Genomic DNA, 18341 nt, shown 5'->3' with positions numbered 1-18341 from the left:
GACCGTTGGCGAGATACAGATTTGAAATGGATGAGCACGTCATGTTTCGAGATTCACTTCGGAAGTTTCTTCAGAAAGAAGCAGTTCCACACTACGATAAATGGGAAAAAGATCGGCTTATACCAATCGCATTTTGGAAAAAACTTGGGGAGATGGGGTTCCTCTGCCCGCAAGTGGATGAAAAATACGGAGGGCTTGGTCTGGATTTCAGCTTTAGTGTAATCATCGGGGAAGAACTTGAGCGTGTAGGCGCGGGTCTCACAGGGGTAGGCTTGCACAATGACATCGTTGTTCCATATATTGAATCGTTCGGCACAATGGAGCAGAAAGCGCGCTGGCTACCTGGTTGTGTAAGCGCTAACAATATTACCGCTATTGCAATGACAGAGCCAGGAACAGGATCGGACTTGGCTAATATCTGGACGACGGCAATTAAAGATGGGGACCATTACGTCGTGAATGGTCAAAAGACGTTTATCACAAACGGTATTAATGGGAATCTTATACTCGTTGCTGTAAAAACTGACCCATATGCCGAACCGAAACATCGTGGCGTCAGTTTGCTTATTATAGAAGAAGGTACGCCAGGTTTCACAAAAGGTCGAAAACTCGATAAAGTAGGGTTGCATTCGCAAGACACGGCGGAATTGTTCTTTGAAGATTGCCGTGTACCTGTAACGAACTTAATTGGCGAAGAAGGAAAAGGATTTAGCTATCTAATGGAGAAACTACAGCAGGAACGGCTTGTTGTTGCGATTGCCGCACAAACGGCATCAGAGGATATGCTAGAAATGACACTTGAGTATGTAAAATCGCGGAAAGCATTTGATAAGCCGATTGGTTCGTTTCAAAACACGCAGTTTAAACTTGCTGAAATTGCAACGAAAGTGGAGATTGGAAAAGTGTTTCTAGAATCACTTATCGAAGATCATCTAGCGGGAAAAGATGTCGTCACAAAAGTATCGATGGCGAAATATTGGCTGACCGATACGGCGCGAGAAATTTCGGCAGAATGTATGCAGTTGCACGGTGGGTACGGTTATATGGAAGAATATAAAATTGCGAGACGTTACAGGGATATCCCTGTGGCATCGATTTACGCAGGGACGAATGAAATCATGAAAGTCATCATCGCGAAGAATATGGGCTTGTAGAAATTAGGGTTGCTTAATAAGTTGATATAAAGAACGCCATTGAATCTGTCTTGGCGCTCGGCTAACCTTTTAAGGCACATACGCTCAGTTTGTACACCGTATTCAATACTGCAAACTATATAAATAAGTAGGAATAACTTGGTTTCGTAGGGCATATTATCTTTCGGGACCATATGTGACGTATACCTACTATTATAATGCACTGTTTACGTAAAAAATATTCTACATGAAAAGGGGCGAGATTAGTATGATGCAAACACCACTATTATTATCTTCCTTTATTAAACGAGCAGAGCAATATTTCCCTAACAAATTAATTATTTCACGAACAGGAGAAAACTCGATTCACCGGATTCCATATCGTGAGTTCGCAAAAAGAACACGCAAACTGGCAGATGCCCTGACGAAACTCGGGATGGAGCACGGAACGAAAGTTGGATCGTTTGCTTGGAATCACCATCGACATTTAGAAGCGTATTTCGGTGTGCCGGGAACAGGTGCCATCCTTCATATGATCAATATACGATTATCTCCGGAACATATTGCATACGTTATCAACCATGCCGGGGATGAAATCCTGCTTGTCGATGATAATCTGTTTCCGCATCTTGAAAAACTTGCGCCTTATCTGAAAACGGTGAAACATTATATCATCATGGGAGACAGCACTGAAATACCTGAAACATCTCTCGAAAATGTCCATTCGTATGAAGCACTTCTAGCTGAAGCATCTGAAGACTTTGTATTCCCAGAGGATCTCGATGAGAATACGCCAGCTGGCATGTGCTATACATCCGCTACGACGGGCAATCCGAAAGGAGTCGTCTATACCCATCGCGGACTTGTTCTGCATAGTTATGCGCTAGGACTAGCTGATGCTATGGGCTTATCGGAGAGAGATGTAATTCTGCCAGTCGTGCCAATGTTCCACGTCAATGCATGGGGAATGCCATTCGCCGCGGTCTTTTTTGGTACAACACAAGTCCTGCCGGGGCCAGGCTTAAATCCGAAGCTGTTGCTGGACTTGATCGAGCAGGAGAAGGTGACTGTAACAGCGGGAGTTCCGACAATTTGGCTAGCAGTGCTGAAGGAGCAGGAGGAGAGTCCGAGAGACTTGTCATCACTTAGAGCCGTTGTAAGCGGTGGTTCAGCTTCACCAAAAGGATTGATCCGTGCATTCGAAGAAAAACTTGGTGTACCGTTCATCGTTGGCTATGGCATGACTGAAACATCGCCACTAGTCAGTCTATCTGTCTATTCGTCAGGGATGACCGATTTAACAATGGATGAGAAAATCGATGTCCGTGCACTTCAAGGGATGCCGATGCCGGGTCTTGAAGTCCGTATTGTTAATGAAGCCGGAGATGCGCCTTGGGATGGTAAAACAATGGGCGAATTAGCTATTCGGGGACCTTGGATTGCAAGCGAATATTACAATGATGAGCGTACAGCAGAAGCCTTCCGTGATGGCTGGCTATTCACAGGCGATATCGCAGTTATGACAGAGTTTGGCTATCTTAAATTGATGGACCGCACAAAAGATTTGATCAAGAGTGGAGGCGAATGGATTTCGTCTGTTGACTTGGAGAATGCGCTGATGACGCATGAAGATGTTTTTGAAGCGGCAGTGATAGCAATACCGCATGAGCAATGGATTGAACGTCCACTGGCGTGTGTTGTCTTGAAAGAAGGGAAGGTTGCTGACGAAGAGATGAAACAGCGGTTGCTAACCTATTTGGCAGGCCAGTTCGCTAAATTATGGGTACCGGACGATGTTGTCTTCTTGGATGAAATCCCGAAAACATCCGTCGGTAAATTCCTGAAAGCCTCATTACGTAATCAATTGACGGAACATTATCAGCAAGTGTAAAACACACAAAAAGGGGCCGTAACCACACTGGTTTGGTCTTTTTTTCATTTCAACGTATATAGATTCGTTTCAGGCCTTAATAAGCTCCGCAATGAGAACAGTATAGTAAATTAACACACGTGTTGATTTACTAGAAATAACCAGAAAATAACTTAATCAAATACTAAGCATCCCCCGTACAGTTGCTTAGATTGCTTTGGATCGAACGACTCCTATATCTTTACCGGGGTATCTTAATCTATAGGGATGCTACTCGTCGCATCCCTATAGATTTTTTCGGTAATCGTATGGTGGTCGTTCATCTGTCGCTCTCTAAAGGTGCAAGTACATGAAGTGCGAAAGCTTTTTTGGGACGAAAGAATAGTGGGCTTGTTACCTGGATAAAGGCAGTCAACCGAACAGCAAAGGGTTCGGTTTGTATAAGTCGTAACTAGCCACACCTGTCTCACAGAAAAACTATCGTGATTATTTTAGCCGAAAGCGAGCCGGAAAAGTACTAGTCCAAATGAAAAAAATCGCTCCTACCTTAGAAGAATATTATGTGAGGAAATGGTTAATCAACAGACGTGATTAATTAACCTATATGTGTTGAATTAAAGAATCCCATTGAATTTACTGTGGCGCTAAATAAGGAGAGAGTTTTAATTCGAGGTGTGGATTGTAGAACGCTTGGTGCTTTGCGGATGCCTTTGCCGGGCTTGTTCATTATCGTGAGAAATGTGATTTTAAGATGTATATGCGAGGTTATAAGGTGATTACTAGTTGATACTACTTATATTCAAGAAAGACGTGCCTTAGCTTGCAAACTTCATCACAGATAATGAAATGCTCTTTCTCACATAGACCATCTAGCGAAGGCGCGTCTTCGTGGTAGCCGGAGTGATAAGACTGAAAGCGGTCTTCTTTCTGGCTTATCGCGGGAGGCATCCACAAAGCGTCGAAGCGGTATTTGTAGGAGTTCTATTTCATTCCAAGTATCAGTACTTTTCAGCGGCCTCAAAAAAGCCTTTGTAAAGCGCATATGCCGTATTCATTTGTGCAGCATATATAGTATGGTTTTAGTACTTGAATAATCAACCAGATAGTTAGTACTTTAGTGAATCGTATTCCTGATATTCAGTATAAATATAACTTACCAGACTATGGATTATATATAGCTTGGTGGGTAGTGTATAACTTCATTGATCATTGTGGAGGAATTGTTAACTGGGGAGGAAATTGTGGATATCTATCTTTAGAATTTGATTAATAACCCAAAAAGATGATTTCCGATAGAAAATTCTGAAACTATAAACATTTTTTCGAGTTATCAACTGATGACTGTTGATAACTCGGCACTTTATGACGTTATCAACAAAAAGCGAACAAGTCTCTAGAATGATTCAAGCGGGTAATACCGACGTAGAATCATAGGGATGGACTCTTTTGCATAAAATAATTGATAAGAAAGGCAACTTCTTCTTATAAAGGAACGTCTATTCATTTCACGAAGTCAGTTTGCACTTGCATTCGGTATTTAGTAAAGTAATAGTTGGTGGGGGCGAAGCGTGGAAAATTGGATTACTGAATTTATGGACCAGTTTGGCTATTTTGGTGTGTTTTTATTAATCATGATTGAGAATGTGTTTCCACCAATACCATCTGAAGTTATTTTGACATTCGGTGGATTCATGACGACTTATTCGGATATGACTCGAATGGGTGTAATCATTGCAGCAACGGTCGGATCAATTATTGGGGCGATGATTTTGTATAGTATCGGGTTATTTCTCGATGTGGCACGCCTTGAGAAAATTGTTGATCGGTGGGGTGGCGTTTTACGTCTTACTCGAAAAGATATCCGTAAGGCCGATGCATGGTTCGACAAATATGGTCCGTGGACAGTGCTACTCTGTCGCCTAGTTCCACTAATACGGAGCCTAATCTCGATTCCAGCAGGTATGTCGAATATGAACTTCCCGCTCTTCATTTTACTTACAACAATCGGTAGTCTGATCTGGAATACGGCACTTGTTATGGTCGGCGCAGCAGTCGGCGACAATTGGCAATCGATTGTTCATTATATGGACATCTATTCGAACGTTGCGTACGCACTGCTAGCAATTGGCGGAATTGCGATTTGCATTTGGTATATTCGCTTCCGTAGAAAGAGAGTGTAACTAACTTATGGAATTATTTGATTTGATTAAAGCGTTAATACTTGGATTTGTTGAAGGTATGACGGAGTTCGCACCTGTATCATCGACGGGTCACTTGATTATTGTCGATGATATGTGGCTGAAGACAGAAGAGTTTTTAGGTAAATATCCCGCGATTACATTTAAGATTGTTATCCAGCTAGGATCGATTTTAGCGGTTGTCGTCGTATTTTGGAAACGTCTTTTTAGCCTAGTCGGACTTTATAAGATTGATGGTAAAAAGATGAATTCACGTTTCAATTTAGGGCATGTCATTATCGGTATGCTTCCGGCAGTCATTCTTGGATTTGCGTTTAAAGATCTGATTGATGATTATTTATTCGGAGTGGAAACGGTTATTTTTGCCTTGGTGGCAGGGGCTATTCTTATGATTGTGGCTGATAAATTTGGTCCAAAAAAACCGAAAGTACAAACGTTGGACCAAATCACATACAAACAGGCATTCTCGGTTGGTCTTGTCCAATGTCTGTCATTATGGCCAGGATTTTCGCGCTCAGGCGCCACGATTTCGGGTGGTGTACTGTTCGGCATGAACCATAGAACGGCGGCAGATTTCACGTTCATAATGGCTGTTCCAATTATGATGGGTGCAAGCCTTGTATCGGTTTTGAAAAACTGGGAGTACTTATCAATGGATAATCTGTCGTTTTATATCGTCGGATTCATCAGTGCATTCATCTTTGCGCTTATCTCGATTCGCTTCTTCTTGAAGCTCATCTCACGCGTCAAGCTTGTACCGTTCGCAATTTACCGACTTATATTAGCAGCTGTGCTAGCGGTTATTGTGTTTTTATAAGAATCTGAAACGACTCCTGCACATTGGTGCGCGGGAGTCGTTTTTTTGTCTTTGCAATGCAGTCTGAAGATATCTGATCTACTTATAAATTGGTGATTAATTACTGTTCGAACCTAGTTTTTCCGAAATCCTTCTACCTGTTTCCATAACTTTTTCAATAAGGAAATCCATCCGATTTTCAGTCAGATTGAAACTGACGAAGCCTATACTGATTGCCCCGACAACTTCTCCTAATCCATCAACAATGGCCACCGCGACAGAAGAAGTACCTTCCGTCCTTTCACCGTGACTCGTAGCATATCCTAGTTTTTTTATCTGTTTTAGCGTTACTTCTACTGGAGCCAATTGTTCGATAGGCAACAGTTTCTTCAAAATGTCCGTGGACTTAAAAGAAGGCATATTGGCAAGCATCGCTTTATTAGCCGCACCGATATTCATTGGAATGCGCAAACCGAGTTGGTCATAAATCCGGATTGTATTATTTTCACTATCTATTCTCTCTAAAATAATTGCTTCTAATCCTGCGGGGCGGCTTAGATAGACACTTTCATCTACTTCATGGCTCAAACGTTCTAGCTCTGGCCTTATTTTAGTGACATAATCCATCGAATCATACACTTGCAAACCGTATTCTAACCAAATCGTTCCGAGCCGATAGCATTTCGTACGCTCATCCTGCTCCACCATACCTTGTTTAATCATCGCTTTCAGCAATCTATGCATTGTACTGAGTGGTAATTCGCATTGCTTGGAAAGGTCTGAAATAGACACTCCGTTTTCTGAAGTGTGTGTAGCAAGAGTTTTGGCTACGATCATAGCGCGGTCAATTGATTGCATTTAAAGCACCACCTATCATATAAATAACTAAGTAAAATTCATTACTCTGAAAAAAAGAATTAAAAGTATTTGAAATACATTGACATTGTACCATGAAGAGAATATATTTTATATATAAACTTTCCGTTATTCGGAAACGTTTTCCACTATGCGGAAAAGGGTGACGTAAATTGACTTATTGTTCATCAATGTACAGTCCATTAGAACGGGTGATTGTAAAGCATCCAAATGAAGCTTTTCAAAATCAAAATCATCTCGCGGATCAATGGAAAACATTCAATTACCTTGAGGAACCGAATTTTAAAGGGGCGGTTCGCGAGTATTCGAATTTTATAGGGATTCTTGAAAAATATGTCCCACAGATTGATTATTTACCTGCATCGCCTGAAGTTGGTATGGATTCGTTGTATGCACATGATCCGGTGAAGTTTACGCCAGCAGGAGCAATCATTTTGAAATCAGGTAAAAAACTGAGACAACCGGAAGCGGTAGTATATAAAAAGTTTCTTGCAGAAAGAGAAATTGCTATTGTTGGTGAGTTGACTGGAGACGCAGTGTCAGATGGCGGTGATATTGTTTGGTTGGACGACAAGACACTTGTTGTAGGCCGTGGATACCGTACGAATGATGAAGCAATCCGGCAATTGAAAGAAATGACAGCGTCTTTCGTCGACGAATTCATCGTCGTTCAACTACCACATGATCAAGGAGAAGCGGAATGTCTGCATCTTATGTCGTTCATCAGTATGGTCGATCGTGATTTGGCAGTCGTGCATTCACCACTAATGCCTGTTTTTTTCCGGCAGTTGTTGATTGAACGAAAAATCCAGCTAATTGAAGTTCCGAAAGATGAATATGACACACTTGGTTGCAACGTGTTGGCACTGGCACCACGGGTTTGTGTAATTGTTTCTGGAAACGCTTCCACGAAAAAACAATTGCTCGATGCTGGAGCTACAGTTTATGAATATAAAGGTGAAGAAATAAGTGTAAAAGGGACGGGTGGTCCAACGTGTTTGACTTCTCCCGTAGTAAGAAACTAAAAATGAGGAGTGGAATGGGTATGTATTCAAACGTAATTGTTAAAACACCTGGGGAAAGCTATTTGAATGGATTGACGACTTCTGATTTAGGAAAGCCCGTATTTGAAAAGTTACTAGAACAGCATAAAAAGTATGTTGAAGCGTTGGAAAAGTGCGGCGTGACTGTTACACATCTTCCAGCAAGCGAAGAATTCCCAGACTCGACATTTGTAGAAGATGCTGCCGTGTTGACATCTGATTTCGCGGTTATTACAAATCCAGGAGCGGAATCACGTAATGGAGAAATCAAGGAAATCGAAGCTACTCTAAAAGGATTTTACGAGAAACTTCACTATATAAAATCGCCAGGAACACTAGATGGCGGCGATATTCTTCAAGCGGAGAACAATTTCTATATTGGGATTTCTGAACGGACGAATGAAGAAGGAGCACTTCAATTGAAAGGGATATTAGAACAACAAGGTTATGAAGCTACGATTATTCCGTTAAAAGAGTTTTTCCATTTGAAAACAGGAATTGCTTACCTAGGAGATAACCGGATGGTCGTTGCGGGAGAATTTGTGGATCATCCAGCATTTGATTCATATGAAAAAATTGTTATAGGTAAGGAAGACGAGTATTCAGCCAACTGTATCCGTGTGAATGATTATGTCATTATTCCGTCAGGATATGAAGAAACAAAACGTAAATTTAATGAAGCGGGCTATGAAACAATCGAACTGGAAATGTCTGAAGTTCAGAAGCATGACGGCGGATTAAGCTGTTTGTCATTACGCTTCTAACCGTAATCGAAAAGTAAATGGGGAAAACAGGGGAGTGAATATCATGTCAAACAAAGGGGAACAACCGCAAGATAATCTATTAAAACGTTCTATGAAAAGCCGTCACTTGTTTATGCTCTCTCTCGGAGGAGTAATTGGAACCGGTCTGTTTCTGAATGCAGGCTATACAATTAATCAAGCCGGCGCGGGGGGAGCGCTGCTTGGATACTTATTCGGTGGTTTGATTTTATATATGGTTATGGTTTGTCTTGGCGAGCTGGCTGTCCATATGCCTGTGACAGGGTCTTTCCAAACATATGCAACGCGTTATATTAGTCCTTCGGCTGGTTTTTCACTTGGCTGGATGTATTTTGTAGGTTCGGCTGCCACTGCGGGAGTGGAATTCACTGCTGCTGGAATACTTATGCAACATTGGTTCCCAAATGTTCCGATTTGGATTTGGTGTTTGATATTTATGGTCCTCTTATTCTCTTTGAATGCGTTGTCGACGAGAGGATTTGCAGAAGCTGAATTCTGGTTTGCAGGTATTAAAGTCCTTGCAGTTATTTTGTTCCTTATCATTGGGTTTGCGGCGATTTTTGGCTTCATTCCTATGGAAGGTCGTTCAACACCCTTCTTAACAAATTTAGCTCCTACAGGGTTATTCCCAGCGGGCATCGCGATCGTGTTTGTGACGATGATGAACGTTATCTTCTCCTATCAAGGTTCGGAGTTGGTTGGAATTGCGGCAGGGGAAACAGAAAATCCTGAAAAGAACATACCAAAAGCAATCCGAACGATAATTTTTAGAATTGTCATTTTCTATATCGCTTCGATTATTGTTTTATCGGCTATTTTTCCTGCATCCGAACTTGGTTTACTTGCCAGTCCGTTTGTGACATTGATGGAAATTGCCGGCGTTCCGTACGCGGCGGGTATTATGAACTTTGTTATCTTGACGGCGATTTTGTCAGTGGGAAATTCGTGTTTATATGCGTCAACGCGACTTCTATGGGCAATGTCAAACGAAGGGATGGCACCTAAGATGTTCGGGCGATTATCGAAAAATAGAGTACCGCTCAATGCACTTATCTTCACAATGTCGTTCTCCCTCTTATCATTATTGACAAGTGTGATGGAAGCAGAGGCAGTGTTCGTATTACTCATGTCGATTGCAGGAATAGCTGTCACAATTTCGTGGATGGGGATTGCGACATCTCAATTGATGTTCCGTCGTCACTATTTGAAAGAGGGCGGAAAATTGGAAGACTTAAAATATAAAGTCCCTTTCTATCCTTATGTCCCATTGTTTTGTATCGCCTTTTGTCTTCTTATTCTCGTCTTTTTGGCATTCGATCCAACACAGCGGATTGGGTTATACTACGGGGTCGGATTTTTAGTTGCATGTATGCTGTTTTATAAATTCAGGTTGGAAAAAAAGAACAAGGTTAGTGTTGAAACCGAAGTGAAACCTGTAAATTAAAGGAGAATTATTATGAACCAATTACTATGGGGCACACCCTCTACACTTCGGTCACTGTTATGTGAACTCGTTAGCTGGGACAGCCGTACGTTAACTGAAGGGGAGAATACATTTGCTCCCAAATTAGAGGCGAAATTAAATGAACTAGCGTATTTCATAAATAAACCGAATCAGTTGGCACTTCACGATGCAGGGCTTGGTCGTCAAGCTGTCACTGCTTTGTACAAGCATCCCGAAGCAACAGAAACGATTGTTCTTATAAGTCACTTCGATACCGTATGGACTGAAGAATATGGTGTGTTGGAGCCGTTTGCATTTTATCCGGAAATGCTGACGAAAATGTTGTCTGAACCCCAGCATAATGCTGATCTTCCGGAGGATGCACGCATCGACTTGGAGACCGGAAATTACTTGTTTGGTCGAGGCACAATGGATATGAAAATGGGGCTTGCGCTTCATATGCAACTCATTGAAAAAGCCAGTGTTGAAAAATGGCCAATCAATCTATTATTAGCTACCGTTCCTGATGAGGAAGTTAACTCAGCAGGGATGCGTGCTGTAGTGAAGGAGCTTGTCCGTATTCGTGAGGAGCAAGGGTTAACGTATAAACTATTTTTAAATAGCGAGCCATCGTTTTCCCAAAACCCAACGGATATTGCTGAATATGTTTACTCGGGTACCATCGGGAAAATCATGCCCGCTGCATTGTTCTATGGCAAAGAAACGCATGTCGGCGAGCCAATGAAAGGTATGACTGCGAACTATATTGCTTCATATCTGACACAACGGATGGAATGGAACGAATTATTCCGCGAGACGGATCTTGGAGAAAGTACGCCGTTGCCGGTTTCATTGCAACAAAAAGATTTAAAGCTTCAATACTCGACGCAAACGCCTTACCGCGCAGTAGCATTATATAATGTTTTCCTGATGAAGCGTACGGCATCGGAAGTGATGGATTTGTTCGAACAAGTGGCACTTGAGGCAATGGCAGCGTGCAACGATAGCTACAAGGTTATTTGTGAACGAGAGCAAGTGAAAGGCGTAGGGGAAGTGAACGTTTTGCGTTATGAACAGCTCCTTGAACATGCTTTGCTAAAATTAGGGGAAAAAGAAGTGGATCGCTTGAAGCAAGAAGTACTCCATAACGAAGAGTGGGATGATCGTGAAAAATCGCTTCGTATCGTCGATAACTTGATGATCCAATGCCAGGAACTTGCGCCGGCAACTGTCCTTCTTTATGCACCACCTTACTATCCAGCCATTAACTCGTCGGATAACCCGCTTGTCATCCAGTCGATTGAATTGATGAAGAAAACAGCGGAAACATTTAATAATACAGTCGAACAGATTCATTACTTCAACGGTATCTGTGACCTAAGTTATGTTAACTACGATGACGACACAAATGGCTGGGCTGCATTCGAAAGCAATACGCCGGTATGGGGCGAAACGTATAGCATTCCATTCACTGAGATGGCCCAGTTGAAAGCGCCCGTGTTCAATGTAGGTCCGTTTGGGAAAGATGCACATCAACGGACGGAGCGTTTACATGTCGACAGTGCTTTTGTGGAAATGCCTGTTATGCTGGAAACGCTCGTGAAGAGCATGTATGTCACGAATGAAAGTTTGGAAACATGTACAGGCTAATATAACTGAAATGTGGAGACCTTCGGAAATAGTGAAGGTCTCTATTTATTGTCTGCATCTGTTAAGATGAAAGAAAAAGTGGCAGGTGAATCGAATGAAAGAGCAAATCTTAATCATCGAAGACGAAGAAAATATCGCACGTGTCCTTCAGCTTGAGCTTGAGTTTGAGGGCTATGAAACGGGCATTGCACATACAGGACCAGACGGGCTTATCAAATATCGTGAACAACGATGGGATCTTGTTCTATTAGATCTTATGTTACCTGGATTGAATGGGTTAGACGTATTACGACGGATTCGAGCAACAGAAGCAGACACGCCAGTCATATTATTGACGGCGAAAAGTGATGTGGAAGATAAGGTGGCCGGGCTTGACCTCGGGGCGAATGATTATGTGACGAAACCTTTTGAAATCGATGAATTACTCGCAAGGATTCGTTCGGCACTTAGATTCTCTAAACCTGTGGCGTCTGTAGAGACTAAAGACGAACATCTCCTTGAATTTGCGGGTTTGTCTCTTCATGAGCAAACACGTGACGTAACAAGAAATGGCCGCTCCATTGAGCTAACACCACGGGAGTACGATCTTTTACTTCATCTGTTGAAACACCCAAACCAAGTGTTGTCACGTGAACAGTTGCTAGACGCTGTTTGGGGATTCGACTATTACGGTGATACAAACGTCGTGGATGTGTACATTCGATATGTCCGGAAGAAAATCGAACAAGGGGAAAAAAGCACGCTTATCCAAACGATACGGGGTGTTGGTTATGTTTTAAAGGAGCAACAGGTTAATGAAGCTTAAAACAAAGATTCACCTTTTTTCTACGTTGCTGATGCTCGTTATCTTAACGTTGACGAACACGGGCATCTATTTTGTGTACGGGAAATTGGCATATGACACGGAGTATAATCAGCTAAAAACGCAATCGCAAGACTTGATTGCTTCGCTCAGCCAGATGACCGAAAAAACGAATCCAGCGACGGTTCTCCATGCCTACAGACCACCGAATGGTGCGGTCCGTATTTTGGATCCAACGGGCAAGTTGAAAGTGGAGTCCGAATCGGCGGAAGGAATTAGAAGTTACCATCCTGAAATAAAACCAGGCGAACGCTATTCAATCGGTGAATTTGACAATACACCGATACTTACGATGCGCGAGCCAGTTATTTGGACAGACGGAAAAGTGGTTGAACTGCAAACGATTCAACTGCTAAGTGATGTAAAACATAATTTGAGCTTGCTCAAGCTTATCCTCTTCGGAGTGACCCTTATCGCGATGATTCCCATAACGATCTCAAGCGTTGCGCTTGGTCGCATCGTGATCCAACCAATTGATAATCTCATTAAAACGATGTCACAAAGCCGGCAAACGGGAACATACGAGAAGATTGAGGTCCCAGCCGAAGGGAAGGACGAAATGGCGCAGATGGGCCATGAGTTCAACGATATGATGGGGCAACTCGAGAGCAATTTTAAAAAACAAGAACAGTTCGTTTCCAATGCCTCGCATGAATTAAAAACGCCGCTCACTGTTATAGAAAGCTACGCGCGGCTTCTCTCACGCCGCGGATTTGATGACCTTTCGGTGGCAAAAGAGGCAGTCGGAGCAATTCTTGGGGAATCCATTCGGATGAAGGATATGATTGAGCAAATGCTCCATCTTGCAAGAAATCAAGAACATGTTGCGTTTAAGTTTGAGGAAACGGATATTAATTCTTTGGTTGAAAAGACCTTACAACCAATGCGTCATGCACACGCAAGAGATTTCATTCTAGAAGGGAACGGTTCTGTGGTTGTGGTAACAGATGCTGAAAAACTTAGGCAATTATTATTCATCCTCCTTGATAATGCACGAAAATATAGCGAACGAGAAATTAAAACGACTATTTCGAAAAATGAAACTTCTATTTCCATTGCTGTTACTGACTATGGAAACGGAATCCCTAAAGAAGCCTTGCCGCACATTTTTGACCGATTCTATCGAGTCCATGAAGACCGAAACCGTAAAACAGGTGGAACGGGCCTTGGGCTGGCAATTGCTAAGGAACTTGCAGATGGTCTTGGAGCAGAATTGAATATAGAAAGTAGCGTTGGCGTAGGAACCACCTTCCGGATCATCATGCCCAAAAAACAGATTCTCACCGATTTTTAATGTTGGAATCGTATGATGAATGAAAGGAGGCGAGGAGTATGCATTTTTTGGAAAAATCATGGTTTATTCCGTCCCTGTTAACCTTAGTACTTCTAACGGTGGGCGGATTTTATATAGGAAGTTTGATCAATAAGCAGGAACCGATGGCGGCTGATACGATCCGAACTCAGTTGGAGAGCATGTACGGTGGAACTGTTGACCGCATCTCAATAACGAACGGCGTTTATCAAGCAGAAATGAGTCGAGGTGAAGCGGTTTATTCGGCTGAAGTTGACGCAATGACAGGAAGTGTTTTATCGCTTACCCAGACTGGTGAAATGAAGGAAGAGATTCCGGACGTGCTTTCTGAGTCTAAGGTGAAAGAAATTATAGCGGGGAAATATAGCGGTGAAACGGAACGGATTTCATTGATTACAGGCGGGGAAACCCCGATTTACGAGGTGAAGCTGTCGAAAGACCCGAAGTTTACAAAGGTGACAGTCGACGCCATGACGGGGAAAATAATCACTGAAACCGTGAAGGAAACGACAGGGGAAAATGCGCTTATTACCAAGGAACAGGCAATTGCAATTGCGCAAACTCAACTAAAAGGTGATGTAGATGACTTTTCGTATGAAAAAACAAGCGATGGAGGCTACTACCTAATCGAAATCGAAGCAGCTGATGACCGGGAAGGTACCTTCCAGATTCATGCAATTTCAGGAAAAATAATGTCTGTCACATGGGATGACTAATCTCTCATCAAATTCTAATACTCCTCACAATGTCCTCTCATGTTCGCCGAGTAATATGAAGGTAACAACAAAAGGAGGAGATACAAGATGAAGAAATGGATGATGATTCCAGCATTGGCTGGCGTGCTTGTAATAGGTGGAGTTGCGGTGGCTGGGAACGCGGGACATAGTTTCGCGGCGACGCCAAAAGGTTTATTGACGATGGAAGAAGCGGAAGCAATTGCTGTAAAATCAGTAGGTGGAACAGTGACTGGAATTGAATTGGACCGTGAACGAGTGGGTGATATTTATGAGGTTGAAGTTAAAACAAACGGCTTTGAATATGATCTCGATATCGATGCGAAAACTGGAAAAGTATTGCGCACAGATAAAGAAAATGATAATGATGACGACTTTGATAACGACGATTCAGACGATAAAGTGATTGCTCCAAATGGTAAATTTATAACAGAAAAAGCTGCTGTCAATATTGCGATGAAACAAGCAAAAGGTACTGTGGCAGAAGTGAAATTAGACGAAGATGATGGCCGAGTAGTCTATGAAATCGAAATTCGAGATGGAAAATATGACTACGACTTTGATATTGATGCAATTTCAGGTGAAGTTCTGAAATTTGAAAAAGATAGTGATAAAGATAATGATTGAAGTAAAGGGGCTGTTCCTGAACAGCCCTATTTTTATGGGGAAAAACAATTTACACTTCGTATACTTTCCCAACTTCAGCAAGTTCAGTAGGCCCATCATATACGACGACAGCTGCATCAAGAATTTCTTCAATATTTCCGTGCAACGGCAAGTGGGTTAACACAAGTTGTTTTACTCCCGCCAATTTCGCCATTCTTCCAGCTTCGCTTCCGCCCATATGACCTGGTGCTTTCCCGACGTGTTCTTCATATAAATTGGCCTCGCTAATTAAAAGATCAGCGCCGCGTGCGAAATCAATCAGTTCATCTCGCCATTCTGTATCTGCGGTGAGTACAATGGACTGGCCACCGACCTTGAATTTCATTGCCAAGCAATAGACGGGATGTACCGTACGGCAAAAGCTCACTTTAAATGGACCTATTTGAATGACATCATCTTCTGAAATGCCAATGCCTATTGTTTGATCTTGGTACGAGAGTTTTGCGAAATTCTCTTGATCTTTAGTGTGCCCATAAATCGGTAATGGAGGAGCTTGATGACCTAGATAAAAATTAATGATCCTGCTGAATTGGAGACTCCCGACGTCAGCAATATGGTCTGCGTGATAATGACTGATGACAACAGCGTCAATTTTTTCTAAAGGTAAATAATTTTGCAATGAGGAAAGTACGCCACTGCCGCAATCAATGAGACAATGAAAGTTATCGTGTTCGATCAAAAAAGACGAAGTGGCACTATTTGCTTTCGGGTATCCACCCCAGATACCGATTGGTGTTATTTTCATTATGAATTCCTCCAATTCCATTGCAAGTGAAAAAAGTGTACCTTGAAACGGAGTCAATTGAAAGTAGGAAGTGTAGAATAATATTGACCCTGTAGGATATAAATACTATAATGTATTCAAAGAATTCAAATAAAGGTGGGTATTAACTAACAGTGGCAGAATCTACACTCGAGCAATTGTGTACTATATATACGGACCTGTCAGCTGATGATATTCAACAATTAAAAAGTGTTGCTTCTACATTACAAATGTATGCGGATTTATCGGATGCTTATATGTTCATTGATTGTAAGATGAAAGACAATGAACAGGCAATTGTTGTTGCCGAGGCTTTTCCAAAGTCTATTAATGCTGTTTATGAAAATTCGGTTATTGGAAAGATAGTGTTTGATTCCTTTGAGCCGGGTGTGTTTTATAGTTATCGAAAAGGGAAGAAGTCACTAATTCGTCAGGCGGTAACACAAGAAGGAAGATCTGTGGAGCAAAGTGTAGTTCCTATTAAAAATAATATGCATCAAGTAATAGCTGTACTTATACAAGAGAAAGAAGTCTATCATGCCATGCCTTACACTAATAATCTTGAAGATCTTCCATTTGGACAGGAGTCAATCGGCTATGTCTTGGGGGATAAGAATAGTGAAATGCCGATAGTTTCGGACTTATTAATGGAAATTTTCCTGTTGACTGACCATGAAAATAAGTTGACTTATGCAAATCCAGTAGGTGTTAAATTCATAACAGAGATGAGTCATACGGAAGAAATACAAAATGTAAACTTAGTAGAGTTATTGCCTTTTCTTAAACCTGTATATGATCAGCAAGATGACGTTTTTGTATCTGAATTAACATTAGACCGTAAGAATCTCGTTGTCAAAAAAATTCGATTGCGAAAAAAGGATGAAATGAGAGGGACCTTACTCGTTATCCAAGACTTAACTGAGCTCCGTACGAAAGAAAAAGAACTTATGATGAAATCCGTTGTTATTCAAGAAATTCACCATAGAGTGAAGAATAATCTTCAAACCGTGGCAAGCTTACTTAGGCTACAAATGAGGAAGGGGATTTCCGAAGAAAGTAAATCCTACTTTGAAGATACGCTAAACAGAGTATTTAGTATTTCCTCCGTTTACGAATTGATTTTGGCTAATGAAGATGCAGAAGATGATGATGTGGATATCATTGAGCTTACAAAAAAGGTTTGTTCAACAATGACAATAAATGGCCCCAATAAAAAAGTGGGCTTGATTATTAGGTCAAATGGCAATAGAATATTAACATCATCAAGGAAAGCGGTTTCAATTGCACTAATTGTTAATGAACTCGTTCAAAACTCCTTGAAACACGCATTTCCTGGAGACACTCGCGGTGAGATTATTGTTAACTTTTATTCGAAGGCAGACTCTTTGGAGCTTCATATTTCCGACAACGGTGTTGGGATTAAACAAACGAAGTCATCACTTGGTTTAGAAATTGTACGTAATTTAGTTGTGAATGACTTGAATGGCGAATTTAGTTATATGCCGGAAGACATAGGAACACACGCAGCAATTATGTTTCCAGTAAGTCCGGAGGTTATTATTTATTATGAGAAAGAAAATATTGATAGCTGAAGATGAATCCTTAATTCGTATGGATATCAAGATGATGTTAGAAGACCATGGCTACGATGTTGTCGGTGAGGCAGGGGACGGTGATCGAGCGATTGAACTCGCATTTTTACATAAACCGGACCTAATTTTGATGGATATTAAAATGCCCAAGATTAACGGACTACAAGCCAGTCAAATTATTGCCAATCAGTTAGACTTACCGATTTTAATCATCACGGCTTATAGTCAAAAAGAATTTATCAAGAAAGCACAACAGGATAATATTGTAGGTTATTTGGTCAAACCTATTGCGGAATCAAATTTAATACCAGCAGTTGAAATCGCTCTCCATCAGTCGGGTAAAGCAAAAAGACTGAAAGAGGATATTAAAAACGCGAAACAAGAAGTAGAAAAAAGAAAACTGATTGAACGAGCCAAAGGAATTCTAATGCAAATGGAACAAATAACGGAAGAAGAAGCGTTTAAACGAATGAGAGATTCTAGTATGACCAGACAAATGACAATGGAGTCATTGGCTAAGGAAATTATTGCACAACAAAAGTGAATAACAACAAGCAAAGGCGCTTAAAGAGATTGTTCTTTAAGGGCCTTTTTGTATTTATTTGGGGAGGTGATTGCTA

The 18341-nt window shown here is 41.5% G+C and carries 16 protein-coding genes; 14 read left to right on the top strand and 2 right to left on the bottom strand.

What is annotated here, in order from left to right:
• Positions 1-5: 5 nt before the first annotated feature.
• The 4 genes from MKY15_RS05970 (at position 6) to MKY15_RS05955 (ending at position 6018) form a co-directional block, all read left to right on the top strand.
• Positions 6-1154, top strand: coding sequence for an acyl-CoA dehydrogenase family protein (locus MKY15_RS05970; RefSeq protein ID WP_187046128.1), 1149 nt, complete (start codon positions 6-8; stop codon positions 1152-1154).
• Between the two features lie 247 nt (positions 1155-1401).
• Positions 1402-3024, top strand: a complete 1623-nt coding sequence (locus tag MKY15_RS05965) for a long-chain fatty acid--CoA ligase (protein ID WP_067213550.1) — start codon at positions 1402-1404, stop codon at positions 3022-3024.
• 1547 nt (positions 3025-4571) lie between these two features.
• The gene (locus MKY15_RS05960) at positions 4572-5183 is read left to right on the top strand and encodes a DedA family protein (protein ID WP_342539255.1); all 612 of its coding nucleotides are present in this window, start codon (positions 4572-4574) and stop codon (positions 5181-5183) included.
• A 7-nt stretch (positions 5184-5190) separates the two neighbouring features.
• Positions 5191-6018, top strand: a complete 828-nt coding sequence (locus MKY15_RS05955; protein WP_067213548.1) for an undecaprenyl-diphosphate phosphatase — start codon at positions 5191-5193, stop codon at positions 6016-6018.
• A gap of 96 nt (positions 6019-6114) precedes the next feature.
• Here the strand turns inward: MKY15_RS05955 and MKY15_RS05950 are convergent, their stop codons facing one another.
• Positions 6115-6855 (bottom strand): IclR family transcriptional regulator, encoded by a 741-nt coding sequence (locus MKY15_RS05950; protein ID WP_067213547.1) that lies wholly within the window; start codon positions 6853-6855, stop codon positions 6115-6117.
• 188 nt (positions 6856-7043) lie between these two features.
• Between MKY15_RS05950 and MKY15_RS05945 the strand changes: the two genes are divergently transcribed.
• The 8 genes from MKY15_RS05945 (at position 7044) to MKY15_RS05910 (ending at position 15327) form a co-directional block, all read left to right on the top strand.
• On the top strand, positions 7044-7898 hold the full coding sequence (locus MKY15_RS05945) for an arginine deiminase family protein (RefSeq protein ID WP_342539713.1): 855 nt from the start codon (positions 7044-7046) through the stop codon (positions 7896-7898).
• Positions 7899-7918: 20 nt separating this feature from the next.
• Complete coding sequence (locus MKY15_RS05940) at positions 7919-8680, top strand: arginine deiminase family protein (protein ID WP_067213546.1); 762 nt, start codon at positions 7919-7921, stop codon at positions 8678-8680.
• Positions 8681-8723: 43 nt separating this feature from the next.
• Complete coding sequence (locus tag MKY15_RS05935) at positions 8724-10142, top strand: amino acid permease (RefSeq protein ID WP_067213545.1); 1419 nt, start codon at positions 8724-8726, stop codon at positions 10140-10142.
• A 12-nt stretch (positions 10143-10154) separates the two neighbouring features.
• Positions 10155-11792 carry a M20/M25/M40 family metallo-hydrolase gene (locus MKY15_RS05930; RefSeq protein ID WP_342539254.1) on the top strand — a complete coding sequence of 546 codons (1638 nt, stop codon included), beginning with the start codon at positions 10155-10157 and terminating at the stop codon, positions 11790-11792.
• A 94-nt stretch (positions 11793-11886) separates the two neighbouring features.
• Complete coding sequence (locus tag MKY15_RS05925; protein WP_187046125.1) at positions 11887-12597, top strand: response regulator transcription factor; 711 nt, start codon at positions 11887-11889, stop codon at positions 12595-12597.
• Positions 12587-13948: an ATP-binding protein gene (locus tag MKY15_RS05920; RefSeq protein WP_187046124.1), complete on the top strand. Its 1362-nt coding sequence runs from the start codon at positions 12587-12589 to the stop codon at positions 13946-13948. Before MKY15_RS05925 ends, MKY15_RS05920 begins: the two co-directional genes overlap by 11 nt.
• A gap of 38 nt (positions 13949-13986) precedes the next feature.
• The gene (locus tag MKY15_RS05915) at positions 13987-14682 is read left to right on the top strand and encodes a PepSY domain-containing protein (protein ID WP_342539253.1); all 696 of its coding nucleotides are present in this window, start codon (positions 13987-13989) and stop codon (positions 14680-14682) included.
• A gap of 87 nt (positions 14683-14769) precedes the next feature.
• On the top strand, positions 14770-15327 hold the full coding sequence (locus MKY15_RS05910; protein WP_342539252.1) for a PepSY domain-containing protein: 558 nt from the start codon (positions 14770-14772) through the stop codon (positions 15325-15327).
• Positions 15328-15376: 49 nt separating this feature from the next.
• On the opposite strand, the gene MKY15_RS05905 is transcribed toward MKY15_RS05910, so the two are convergent.
• Positions 15377-16111 carry an MBL fold metallo-hydrolase gene (locus MKY15_RS05905; RefSeq protein ID WP_340741043.1) on the bottom strand — a complete coding sequence of 245 codons (735 nt, stop codon included), beginning with the start codon at positions 16109-16111 and terminating at the stop codon, positions 15377-15379.
• A 152-nt stretch (positions 16112-16263) separates the two neighbouring features.
• Here MKY15_RS05905 and MKY15_RS05900 point away from each other — a divergent pair, with 152 nt between their 5' ends.
• Complete coding sequence (locus tag MKY15_RS05900; protein WP_187046120.1) at positions 16264-17721, top strand: sensor histidine kinase; 1458 nt, start codon at positions 16264-16266, stop codon at positions 17719-17721.
• Entirely contained in the window at positions 17696-18265 is a 570-nt protein-coding gene (locus MKY15_RS05895; protein WP_067213538.1) for a response regulator, read from the top strand. Before MKY15_RS05900 ends, MKY15_RS05895 begins: the two co-directional genes overlap by 26 nt.
• The last annotated feature ends 76 nt before the right edge of the window (positions 18266-18341 follow it).

The sequence above is a fragment of the Sporosarcina sp. FSL K6-1540 genome, assembly GCF_038620285.1.
Classification (GTDB): domain Bacteria; phylum Bacillota; class Bacilli; order Bacillales_A; family Planococcaceae; genus Sporosarcina; species Sporosarcina psychrophila.
The sequence above is the reverse complement of the archived record's forward strand: the minus strand, read 5'-3'. Positions and strand labels throughout refer to the sequence as shown.